The sequence below is a fragment of the Lysobacter sp. Root916 genome, assembly GCF_001429785.1.
Lineage (GTDB): Bacteria > Pseudomonadota > Gammaproteobacteria > Xanthomonadales > Xanthomonadaceae > Lysobacter.
Genome location: NZ_LMJF01000001.1, coordinates 506,494 through 518,388, shown reverse-complemented (window position 1 = coordinate 518,388; position 11,895 = coordinate 506,494). Strand labels below are relative to the sequence as shown.

Below are 11,895 nucleotides of genomic sequence, written 5' to 3'. Positions count from 1 at the left end.
CGGTACCGGGACCGCGCCGTGAACCGTCCCGAACTCGAAGACGTCGGCGCCTGGCCGCTGATCGGCCAGGCCCTGGCTGCCCTGACCTGGGCCCTGGCGGTCTGGACCTGGCCCGCCACCGCCCAGCTCCACGAACACCTGGGTCGCGTGCTGCCCGCCCAGTTCGTCGCCCTGCTGGCGATGATCTGCGGGCATAAGGCGCGCGCGGCGATCCGTCGCCGCGAGGAGCCGGCCGGCGGCGGCGGCCTGGCCGCGGCCGCCCTGTGGCGGGGCTATCCGGTGCTGCTGACCCTGTTGCCGGCACTGGGTTTCGTGGTGTTTTTCCTGTGCTGCGGCGTAGTGGGATAGGCCGCGGCGGGACGCGTCCGGCGCCCCCGCGGACGATCCGCGCTCGCCTGATGAGCGCCGCATAGGCGATAATGCGTATTCGTTCTACAGCGGACGCCTGCGATCCCGTGTACAGCCTCGCCCGCCCCTTTCTCTTCGGACTGGATGCCGAACGAGCGCATGGCCTTGGCCTCACGGCGCTGGAAACGGCTTATCGCACCGGCCTCAACCCGCTGCTGACCACACGGCCCAAGCCGTTTCCGACCAAGGCCTTCGGCCTGACCTTCCCCAATCCGGTCGGCCTGGCCGCCGGACTGGACAAGAACGGCGCGCATATCGACGCCCTGCTCGCGCTGGGTTTCGGCTTCGTCGAGGTCGGCACGGTCACGCCGCGGCCGCAGGAAGGCAATCCCAAGCCGCGCATGTTCCGCCTGCCCGAGCACGAGGCGGTGATCAACCGGCTGGGCTTCAACAACGAGGGCGTCGATGCCCTGGTCCGCAACGTCGAGCGCGCCCAGCGCCGCCACGGCCTGCTCGGTATCAACATCGGCAAGAACAAGGACACCCCGAACGAGTCGGCCGAGGACGATTACCTGCTGTGTCTGGAGCGGGTGTATCCGCTGGCCGACTACATCACGGTCAACATCTCCTCGCCCAACACCGCCGGCCTGCGCGAGCTGCAGGAAGAGCAATCCCTGCGCCGCCTGATCGGCACCCTGCGCGAGGCGCAGGAGAAATATGCCGGGCTGCACGGCAAGCGCGTGCCGATGTTGGTCAAGATCGCGCCCGACCTGTCCGATCACGACATCGAGGCCGCCGCGCGCGTGCTCAGCGAATTGCAGGTCGACGGCGTGATCGCCACCAACACCACCGTCTCGCGCATCGCCGTCGAAGGCTCGCCGCGCGCGACCGAGGTGGGCGGCCTGTCCGGGCGCCCGCTGATGGGCCAGTCGACCACCGTGCTGCGCATGCTGCGCACGCGCCTGCCCGAATCGATCCCGATGATCGGCGTGGGCGGCATCCTGTCCGGCGCCGACGCGGTAACCAAGATGGCCGCGGGCGCGGCCCTGGTGCAGTGCTACACCGGCCTGGTCTATCGCGGGCCGGCGCTGGTCAACGAATGCGTGGAAGCGATGCGTCGCCGCAAGGAAGCCCCGAGCCGCGGCAACGTCCCGCCGGCATGAGCGACGCCGTCCGCCTCCTGCGCGAGGCCGCGCTGACCCGACGCAACACCTTCGGCGTGGCCGCGACCGCGCCGGTGCTGGCCGAAGTCGCCGACGCCGCGCGCCTGGACGAGGTCCTGCGCCTGCCCGAACTGCAGGGCGGCATCGCCCTGATCCTGGGCGGCGGCAGCAATCTGTTGTTCGCCGGCGATCCCGCCGGCCCGGTGCTGGCCCTGACCGGCGAGCGCGTGCAGGTGCTGGGCGAGCGGCCCGATGGCGACGGCGCGATCCTACGCGCCGACGCCGGCGTGCCCTGGCACGGCTTCGTGATGCGCTCGCTGGAAGCCGGTTACGCCGGCCTCGAGAACCTGGCCCTGATCCCGGGCACAGTCGGCGCCGCACCGATCCAGAACATCGGCGCCTACGGCGTGGAGGTGCGCGACTTCGTGCACGCGGTCGAGGCCTATGAACCGGCCACCGCCACCCTGCACCGCTTCGACGCCGCCGCCTGCCGCTTCGCCTATCGCGACAGCCTGTTCAAGCACGCGCCCGACCGTTACCTGGTGACCGCGGTCGAGTTCGCGCTGCCGCGCACGCCCGCGCTCAAGCTGGACTACGCCGGCTTGAGCGAGGAACTGGCGGCGATGGGCGTGGACGCGCCAACGCCGCGCACGGTCGCCGAGGCGGTGATCGCGATCCGGCGCCGCAAGCTGCCCGACCCGGCCGTGCTCGGCAACGCCGGCAGCTTCTTCAAGAATCCGATCGTGCCGCGCGCGCAGGCCGAGGCGCTGCTGGCCGAACACGCCGCGCTGCCGGTGTTCCGCGGCGCCGACGAGGACAGCCGCAAGCTGTCGGCAGGCTGGCTGATCGACGCCTGCGGCTGGAAGGGCTACCGCGACGGCGACGCCGGCGTGGCCGCCTCGCACGCGCTGGTGCTGGTCAACCACGGCCAGGCCAGCGGCGCGCAGCTGCTGGATCTGGCGCGCCGCATCGCCGACTCGGTGCAGGCCCGCTTCGGCGTCGCGATCGAACCCGAGCCGCGCCTGATCGGCGCACGCTGGTGACTGCCCCGCTGTCGCAACCGATGCGCGCGGCGGCCTACATGCTGGCCAGCACGCTGTGCTTCGGCGCGATGGCGATCGTGATCCGGATCGCCTCGGCCGAACTGCACACCTTCGAGATCGCGTTCTTCCGCAACTTCTTCGGCCTGCTCGCGGTGCTGCCGCTGCTGGCCGGCGCCAACCGCGCCGCCCTGCGCACCCAGCAGCTACCGCGCTATTTCGTGCGTTGCGCGATCGGCATCTGCTCGATGCTGGCCGGGTTCTGGGCGATCGGCCACCTGCCGCTGGCGCAGGCGATTTCGCTGTCGTATTCCACCCCGTTGTTCGTGACCATCGCCGCGGTGCTGTTCCTGGGCGAACAGGTGCGCGCGCGGCGCTGGGCCGCGGTCGCGCTGGGCTTCGTCGGCGTGCTGGTGATCGTGCGCCCGGGCTCGGCCGATTTCACCGCCGGCACCCTGATCGCCCTGCTGGCGGCGGTGCTCAGCGGCGTGGTCGCGATCCAGATCAAGCAGCTGTCGCGCGTGGATTCGGCCAACACGATCGTGCTTTATACCTATCTGTTCTGGGTGCCGATGTCGCTGCTGCCCGCGTTGTTCGTGTGGGAATGGCCGCAGGGCGCGATGTGGGTGTGGGTGGTCGCCGCCGGCGTGCTCGGCACCGGCGGCCAGGTGCTGTGGACGCACGCGCTCAAACTCGGCGAGGTCTCGGCGCTGACCCCGATCAGCTTCATGCAGCTACCGCTGGTCGCGGTGGCCGGCTGGCTGTGGTTCGGCGAATCCATCGACCACTGGACCGTGATCGGCGCCAGTATCATCCTGGCCTCCAACGCCTACATCGCCCACCGCGAGGCGGTGCTGGCGCGGCGCGCGGCCTCCAACGCGGCCAGCGAAGCGGCGGCACCGGGCGAATAGGCCCCGCATCGCCGCAGCGTCATGCTGCGGCGCAAGAACCGCAGGCGCCCGCGCCCCGGTTCCGTGACCGGATTCCGGGCATAAACGGACACGCAGGGCTGCGTTTGCGGCCAATCGGCCGTGTGCGCGCGATACGCATTGACGGTGCCGCGCCTGCGGCGATATCCAGACGCAGCAGTATGGACAGGGGGCTGCCGCGACGGCATCGGACCGGGGGGACCGATAACACGTCGCGTCGCGCGGGCACCGCCCGCACACATCGCACGCAAAGGAGAGCTAGGCCATGGCCAATACCCGTTCCGTCGCCGTCGTCCTGCTGGGAGGCGCGATCGCGCTGGCCAGCCCGCCGCTGTTGGCCGAAGAAGGCGATTACGGTTTCTTCCAGACCCTGGGCAACCTGGTCTCGCCGCCGCGCGCCAACAACCCGGTGCAGCCAGCCCAGCGCCAGGGCCAGTACCCGCTGCTGAGCAAGGATGCGGCCAAGGCCGACGGCTTCAGCCCCGGCGCCTACTACCAATGGCAGACCGTGCAACTGCCGGCCGAGACCGGCGCGGTCTGCGGCGACGGCTCGCCGTACAAGATCTTCGTCAACCGCGTGCCCAACACCACCAACACCATCATCTACATGGAAGGCGGCGGCGCGTGCTGGGACTACGCCAGTTGCTCGGGCCAAAGCGGCATCCGCGGCGCGCGTAATCCCAACGGCATTCCCGACGACTACATGAGCTTGCTCAATCCCGGCGCCAGCCTGGTGAGCCCGTTCGTGACCCGCGTCAGCCCCTTCGATGCGGTCAAGACCCAGAACTGGAACATGGTCTACGTGCCCTATTGCACGGGCGACATCTACGGCGGCGACAAGGTCGCGGTCTACAACGATCCCAGCAATCAGGCCCCGCCGCTGGTGTGGCACCACAACGGCCTGCGCAACTCGCGCGCGGTGGTGGCCTGGTTGAAGGACAACCTGCCGCGCCCGGGCCAGATGCTCAGCACCGGCTGCAGCGCCGGCGGCGCCGGCAGCCTGATCAACTACGACCCGCTGCGTCGCGACCTCGCGCCCACACGCAGCTTCCTGATCGACGATTCCGGCCCGATCTTCCCGACCCCGCGCAACGGCGATCCCGCGCAATATCCCTCGCAACCGCTGATGGCGCACATCCGCGGCGCCTGGGGCCTGGACGCGCCCAACGGCCCGCTCGCCTACCTCGCCAGCGGCCTGCCGCAGTTGGATCTCAACGAACTGGGATCGCTGTATCCCGCGCTCGCCAACAAGCACGGCGGCGATCGCCTGGGCGCCACCCATTTCTGGCAGGACCTCAACTACTCCTCGTATTCCTACGAGCGTTTCCACGCCGATATCCAGGCCGCGCCGAACCAGGCCGCCAAGGAAGCGCTGATCCACGCCAAGTGGGGCACCGACACCCAGCGCCTGTCCGCGCGCCTCAACACCTTGGACAACTTCGGCGGCTATTTCCCGCAGTACCGCGCGCTCAACGAAAGCCATTGCACCACCATCGTCGATTTCAAGAACGGCGACGTGCAGGCGCAGAACCTGCAGCTGAAGCAGTTCATCGACAGCGTGCTCGACGGCAACGGCAAGGTCGTCGACGCCAGCGAAGCCAACGACCAGGCCGACCGCGCCAAGCCGTTCAACCTGCTGTACTGGCTGGTCGACCAGCTGCTGGGCTAAGGCGCGGCCGCGCGTATGAGCCGCACCAAGCTGTTGTTGATCGCCCTCGCCGTCGCGGCCCTGGCCGCGGCGGTGCTGGTGGCGCGCTCGCGCGAGGCGCGCGCGAGCGTCGCCGCCGTCGCGGGCGCGCAGGCCAGCCCGACCGACGCCAGGCAAGCCTCGCTGCTGGCCACGCCGCAAGCGCGTGCCTACCGCGATCGGCAACACTTTCGCGACCAGGCGCAGCGCTACTTCCGCGACGCCGCCGCACTGAGCGCGGCCGAACGCATGCGCCAGGCCCAGGCGCTGGAACAAGACGTCGACGCCTACGAGCGCGCCGGCGAACTGTCGGCCGGCGAAACCATGCTGCTGCGCGTGGCCCTGATCCAGGCCACCGTGCCCGACCAGGCCGAGCAGATGCGTCAGGTCGAAGCCATGGCGACGCGCTACCGCGCCATCGCCGACCAGCGCAACGCGCAGTGGCTGGCCCAGCAACGCAACGACCCGCGCTTCCAGTCCTACAAGCAGCGCGAGGCCCAGGTGGTGGCCGAAGTGGCGGCGCTGAGCAAGATCCCGGGCGGCCTGACCCGCGACGAGTACCTGCGCCAGCGCCTGCAGACCGAACGCGAACGCGCGTATCGATAGCGTCGCGGCGCGCGATGCTCTACACGCGACGACACTCGTAGGATGCGGTAAGCCGAAGGCGCACCGCATCGCCCGACGCGAGCAGCCCAGCACGCAGCGATGCGGCTATCAGCGCATCCTGCGAGACAGGCTCACTTGACCTTGGATATCCCCAGATAGGCGTAACCGGCCGAGATCGCCAGGCCGATCCAGGACTGGCCGTACGCCACCAGTTCCTTAGGCAGGGTCGGATTGCGGTCCAGCCCCAGGATGAAGGCGTACAGGCCCACCGAGGTCCACACCAGCATGCAGACGATCGAAATCGACGACTGCATGATGGACTGCCAGCTGCCTGGCGTTTGCGAACGCACGCCCAGCAAGGAGGGCACGTCGCCCGGCTCGGCGATGGCGAGCTGCGCGATCACCAATGCCGATACCAGTCCTGCGATCCAGGAGAAGGCTTGCGACATGGCCGGGGTGAAACCGCAGTTAGGCTCGTCGGTTTCGCAGTTCGCCGTCACTCCGTAGCGGAAGAAGATGTAGACGTAGAGCGAAAGCAGGATGATCACGATCGGCGCGCCGAACCAGGCGCGCGCATTGTTGTTGTCTGCCATATCCTTTCCCCTGTATTGGCGCGTCGCGCCAAATCCCGGCCAAGTCCTTCGCCGGCGCGCAAACACTGTGGCGCGGGTGCTGCGTCGTCAAGTCGCGGTGCAACACGCGCCCCAAGCCGGCCCTCGCCTGGGCGCACCCGCGGCCGCGTCGTATGCCGTGCGACAGCAAGACCAGCTCGACACGCCGCTGCGCGACGACCCGCTTCGCCAAAAAAAACGGCGCCCGGAGGCGCCGTCAATGTGTCGCACATTCCCAGGGAAGCCTTACCAACCGAAACCCACACCCACGCCCGCCGAGCTCTCCGAGCTGCTGAAGGCGCCGCCGAAGGTCACCGTGGCGCGTTCGCTGATCGCGCGCTGATAACCGATCGACAGAGCCTGCTCGCCGTTCTGGAAGCCCGCACCGACCGCGACGCGGTTCTTGGTGTGGATGCCCGCGGCGGAGGTCGCCATCTGCACCATCGCCGCGGTCATCGCGCCGGCGCGATCGATGCGACGATCGGTGCGGTCGAAGCCCCACTGCATGTCGCTGCGCAGGTCGTCGATCGCCACCATCGGCGCCGCGATCGCCTGGGCGAAGCGGGTGTCGGTGTAGGTGTTGGCGGTGCGCAGCGTAGCCACGTCGCCGGCGTCGGCGTGCGTGTTGGCGGCGTTGAGCGTGGCCGCGTCGCCTGCGTCAGCGTGTGCGTTGGCCTGGTTCAGCACCACCGCGTTGTTGCTGGTCACGCGCGAGTCTGTGTAGTTGTTGGCGCTGGCCAAAGTGCCCGCCGCGACCGTGTCGGTGTAGGTATTGGCGCTATTGAGCGTGGTGGCCGCAACCGTGTCGGTATAGGTGTTGGCGGCGTTCAAGGTGTTGGCCGCGACGGTGTCGGTGTAGGTGTTGGCCGCGTTCAAGGTGGCGGCGTTGCCGTCCTGCAACTGGGTCAGATTGACCGCGTCGGTGCCCTGGGTGCCGGCGGCGACGTTGGTGATCTGGCGTTCGTTGCCGGTATCGCCCACCGACACCGTGTTGGCGCGGTTGGCGTTGGAGCCCGCGCCCAGGGCGACGCTGTTGGTGGCGCTGGCGTTGCTGCCCTGACCGATCGCGGTCGCGTTCTGCACGGTCGCCTGCGCGCCGTAACCGAACGCGCTGCTGCCGATGCCGCTGGCGACGCTGCGGCCGCCGAAGGCGCTGGACTGGTCCGCGGTGGCCTGCGCGCCGCCGCCGTAGGCGCTGGATTCCAGGCCACTGGCGGTGGTCACTTCGTCCGGATCGACCACGCCGTCGCCGTCCTTATCGACCCAGCCGCCGTTGGCGGTGGCGCCGTCGGCGCTGGCGACGCTGTGCGCGCCGGTCGCGGTGCTGCCCTTGCCGCTGGCGGTGGAACCCGCACCGTTGGCCGTGCTGGCGTCCCCCGAGGCGACCGAACCGCTGCCGCTGGCGCTGCTGAGCTCGCCGCTGGCGATGGCGTTGTAGCCGTGCGCGGTGCTGCCCAGGCCGCTGGCTTCGCTGAAGGCGCCGGTGGCGGTGGCGTTGTCGTTGGTCGCACGTGCGCCGGCGCCGCTGGCGCTGCTGAACTGGCCGGTGGCTTCGCTGGCGGTGCCGGTGGCGGTGGCGAATTCGCCGCTAGCGTTGCTGCCGCTGCCGGAGGCGGTGGCGCCAAAACCACCGGCCTGCGCGCCCTGGCCCACCGCGGTGCTCTGATCGCCACCGGCGTTGCTGTCGGCGCCCACCGCGGTGCTGCCGGTGCCGCTGGCGGTGCTGGCCGCGCCTACCGCGGTGCTGCCGTCGCCGCTGGCGGTCGCGCCGCTGCCGCAGGCGGTGGCGCCGCCGCCGGCCGCGGTCGCGCCGCCGGTGGTGGTGCCGCCCAGGCCGTCGTCGAGCAGGCAGGGTTCGCCCGCCATCGCGGTGGCGGGCAGGGCCAGCGCGAGCAACAGCGCGGACGACAGGAGCGTGGAGTGCATCTGCTTCATTGCGTTCCCCCTAAGGAATCGATTGGATGGGCCGTGCAACGCGGCCCGTACCGGTATCTGAGAAATCGCCGGGCCCGTTGCCGGGCCCGGCGAAGTTAGCGAGCCAACGTTACGGCGTGACCGTCAGCGTTACGCGCGCGGCGACCTTGGGCTTGACCGGGTCGTTACTCGCCACGCAGATGTAGCCCACGTGCGTGCCCGCGCTTAGGCCGGCCGCGTTGAGCTGCACTTGGGCGTTGTTGCCCACCGCGCCCGGGTTCACGCGTCCCATCGCGCTCACCGGTGCGCCGATCCACGGCGCGCCGCAGGCGTTGGACGCGCCCACGTTCCAGGCCAGGCCCGCGAAACCGGTGGCCGCGGTCCAGGCGCCGGCGCCGGCGGTGGTCACCGTGATGGTGCGGAACACGGTGTCGCCCGTGTTGGAAGCGAACCACACCCAGCGATTGGCGAAGCTCGAACGCGCACTCACCACCAGCCAGTAACGGCCCGGCAGCAGATCCACGTTCTGGCCGGCGGTGGTCAGGTTGAGGCCGATGTTGGCGCCGGTGATGGTCACGCCGGCGGCGGTCGGTGCGGCGGTGTAGCTCCACACGGCCACGCCCGGCGACGCTTGCGGATTGCCTTCCGGATTGCCGCCGCTGTCGCGGAACAGGGTCCAGGTCAGGCTGGTCGCGGTGGTCGCCAAGGGCTGACCGCTGGACACGAAACCTTCCGTGTACAGCGTGACGATGCGCGTGGCCTCGGTCACGGTGAAGTCGTCGGCGCTGAACTGCGCCGCCGAACCGGCGGTCGCCGGATCCGTGTACGTGGTGGCGCGGAAACCGCTGCTGACCGCGCCGCGCGGCGCATCCAGCAAGGTGCGCAGGCCCTGCCCGGTGTTGTCGATCGTGTAATCCAGACGCGAACCGCCGAGGTTGTCGATACGGAAGTTGGCGAAACCGGTACCGCCCACGGGCAAGGTCGCTGCGATCTGCAGCGGGTTGAGCGCGATCACCGGCGGCGGCACCGACACCGCCACGGGCAGGCGCAGGGTCGGCTGGTCGAGCGTACCGATCGAGGTCGGGGTCAGCACCAGGGTGCCGAAGTTCCAGGAACCGTCAGCCGGCAACTGGTAGCTGTTGACCGTGACCTTGACCGCCTTGCTCTCGCCCGGATTGAGGGTGAACAGCGCCGGCGTGATCGTGCCGCTGAGGCCGGTCAGCTTCACCGTCCAACCCTGGCGCACCGTCTGGGTGTTGCGGAAGGTACGCGTGAACACGCAGCGCTCCACGCAGCGCGCCTTGGCCAGGCTGGGCTGGTTGAGGTTGGCGAGGTCGCCGCCGATGGCCGGATCGGCGGCCAGGTAGTTGGCGCGGATTTCGTTGAGCACCAGACCGGCGCGCAGCGCGAGGTCAACACGCAGACGGCCGCCACCGCGATCGAACGGCGTCGCCGGCGTGATCGAATCCTCCTTGAACACCTGCTGCTCGGCGGTCATCACCAGCGCCGACTTCACTTCCGGCACCGTCCAGGTCGGACGCGCCTGACGCAGCAGACCGGCGGCGCCGGCGTGATGCGGCGACGCCATCGAGGTACCGCTCATCAGGCCGACCGCGTTCTCCGAACCGCTGATCGCGGTGCCGGCGACCACCGCCAGGATGTTGACGCCGGGCGCGGTGACGTCGGGCTTGAGCAGATCGTAAGTGCCGGCCGGACCGCGCGAGCTGAAATCGGCGAGCACGTCGGGCGTGTTCGGGATCGGCAGCACGCTGATGCCGGCAGTGCCCGGGTTGCCGGCCAGGAAATCGCGCACCGCATTGGCGTCGGTCTGCAGCATCGCGAAGCCGGGGATGGTCGCGCCGGTCATGGTCGGGATCAGACCGCCGGCGGCGTTGTTGGCGATCACCACGGCCACCGCGCCGGCGGCGGCCGCATTGCCCGACTTGATCGTGAACGAACAGGTACCGCGGCGGATCACCGCGATCGCGCCGGCGAAGGTGCCGGCCGGATACGCGGCGCAGCCGTCGTCGACGGTGTCGATGCCCGGGCTCACGCGCAGCGGCGTGGTCGGCGCAATCGAAGCGGTGAACGCGACGCCGCCGGTGCCTTCGTTGAGCACGATCGCGCTCAGCGCGGCCGGCACGGTGCCGGGGCCGGTGACCTGCAGGACCGGATTGAAATCCTGACGGCCGTGTTGCGCCGCCGCGGTCGAACCGGTCCAGGGCTCGAGGTGGCCCATGGTGTTCGGGCCGGGGCCACTGTTGCCGGCCGAGGTCGCCACGTAGATGCCGGCGTTGACCGCGTTGAGGAAGGCCAGCGAGACCGAATCGCTCCACGGGTTTTCGCCGCCGCCGACCGAGAAGTTCAGCACGTCGACGATGCCGTCGGCGACCGCCTGATCGACCGCGGCGGCCGACGAGGTGTTCGGGCACAGGCCGCGACCGGTCGCCGTGTTCGTGTAGCACACGTCGTAGGCGATGATGTTGGCGTGCGGCGCGACGCCGGAGATCAGGCTGTTGCGGCCCTTGAAGTTCACCGTGCGGAAATTGCCCGCCGTGGTCGCGGCGGTATGGCTGCCGTGGCTGTTGGTGTCGCCGAAGCCCGGCTCCTCGCGGATATTCGGCGCGCCGCAAGTGTTGCCCGGCGCCGCGCACACGAAGTCGTAGCCGCCGATCAACTTGTCGTTGCAACGCCCCGCATCGACGCCGCCTGCGGCGCAGGTGCCCAGGTAGTTGCCGGCGCCCAGCGGATTGACGTGGGTGTAACCCTGCTCATCGGTGGCCGCGAACGAAGGGCTGCCGAAGTTGATGCCCGAATCGATGATGCCGACCACCACGCCCTCGCCCTTTACCGGGCTGGTCGGCGAATTCCACAACTGCGGCGCGCCGATCAGGGTCGGGCCGACGTCGGTGTCCTGCTCGTACTCGCGATATTCCTCGACGAACTGCACCTCGGACAGGCGCTGCACCTGCTGCGCCTCGGCCTCGCTGAGGTCGGTGACCACCGCGTTGAGCGCGTGCTGCATGCGGCGCTCGATCCGCAACGGACGACCGATCGCGGCGGCGATGCCGGCCTCGTGCTGGCGCTGCGCGCCTTCGAGGTGGCGCACATAAGCGCGGGCACGCGAACTGCGCACATCGACGCGGCCTTCGCCGGCCGCGGTCGCGGCGGCGCGCGCCATCTGCGGCACGCCGGGCTGGCCCACCATGCGCTCAGGCGCCGGCAAACCCTGGACCTCGCCACGGTAGGTCGCCAGCGGCGCCTCGCGGTAGACCACGATGTACTTGCGGACCTGCTGCTCCGGCAAGTTGTTGTTGGCGCCGGCACTGGCCGGCGGCGCGCCGCCGATCGGCGCACCGGCGTCGGATACGCGGCCGCCGAGCATGACGGTGGCGCCGGCGATCGCGGCCAGCGCACCCAGCGCCAGCCCGATCGTCCATCGGTTGATTCTTGTCGACATGTGCAACGTCCCCTAATGCGAGTTCCGCAATGCATACGCCCACCGACGGCGTTACGCCGAACCGGTGGCCCAGATGGGAGAGTGGTATTGAGCGAGGCCCGACCGGCCGCAGGAGCACGAACCGCCAAAGGCGCCGG

The 11,895-nt window shown here is 69.8% G+C and carries 9 protein-coding genes; 6 read left to right on the top strand and 3 right to left on the bottom strand.

Annotation, left to right across the window (positions count from 1 at the left end):
- Positions 1-18 precede the first annotated feature (18 nt).
- The 6 genes from ASE35_RS02485 (at position 19) to ASE35_RS02460 (ending at position 5,773) form a co-directional block, all read left to right on the top strand.
- Entirely contained in the window at positions 19-348 is a 330-nt protein-coding gene (locus ASE35_RS02485) for a hypothetical protein (RefSeq protein WP_057162867.1), read from the top strand.
- A gap of 107 nt (positions 349-455) precedes the next feature.
- Positions 456-1,511, top strand: coding sequence for a quinone-dependent dihydroorotate dehydrogenase (locus ASE35_RS02480; RefSeq protein ID WP_056173573.1), 1,056 nt, complete (start codon positions 456-458; stop codon positions 1,509-1,511).
- Positions 1,508-2,554 carry a UDP-N-acetylmuramate dehydrogenase gene (murB, locus tag ASE35_RS02475; RefSeq protein ID WP_057162866.1) on the top strand — a complete coding sequence of 349 codons (1,047 nt, stop codon included), beginning with the start codon at positions 1,508-1,510 and terminating at the stop codon, positions 2,552-2,554. Before ASE35_RS02480 ends, murB begins: the two co-directional genes overlap by 4 nt.
- 20 nt (positions 2,555-2,574) lie before the next feature.
- A complete protein-coding gene (locus ASE35_RS02470; protein ID WP_057162865.1) occupies positions 2,575-3,462 on the top strand; it encodes a DMT family transporter in 888 nt (295 codons plus the stop codon).
- A gap of 283 nt (positions 3,463-3,745) precedes the next feature.
- A complete protein-coding gene (locus tag ASE35_RS02465; RefSeq protein WP_056173568.1) occupies positions 3,746-5,149 on the top strand; it encodes a pectin acetylesterase-family hydrolase in 1,404 nt (467 codons plus the stop codon).
- Positions 5,150-5,164: 15 nt separating this feature from the next.
- Positions 5,165-5,773 carry a hypothetical protein gene (locus ASE35_RS02460; protein ID WP_082611076.1) on the top strand — a complete coding sequence of 203 codons (609 nt, stop codon included), beginning with the start codon at positions 5,165-5,167 and terminating at the stop codon, positions 5,771-5,773.
- 131 nt (positions 5,774-5,904) lie between these two features.
- Here the strand turns inward: ASE35_RS02460 and ASE35_RS02455 are convergent, their stop codons facing one another.
- The 3 genes from ASE35_RS02455 to ASE35_RS02445 form a co-directional block, all read right to left on the bottom strand.
- Complete coding sequence (locus tag ASE35_RS02455; protein ID WP_057162864.1) at positions 5,905-6,366, bottom strand: hypothetical protein; 462 nt, start codon at positions 6,364-6,366, stop codon at positions 5,905-5,907.
- A gap of 264 nt (positions 6,367-6,630) precedes the next feature.
- On the bottom strand, positions 6,631-8,319 hold the full coding sequence (locus ASE35_RS02450) for a YadA-like family protein (protein ID WP_057161259.1): 1,689 nt from the start codon (positions 8,317-8,319) through the stop codon (positions 6,631-6,633).
- A gap of 109 nt (positions 8,320-8,428) precedes the next feature.
- A complete protein-coding gene (locus ASE35_RS02445) occupies positions 8,429-11,758 on the bottom strand; it encodes a S8 family serine peptidase (protein WP_057162863.1) in 3,330 nt (1,109 codons plus the stop codon).
- Between the last annotated feature and the right edge of the window lie 137 nt (positions 11,759-11,895).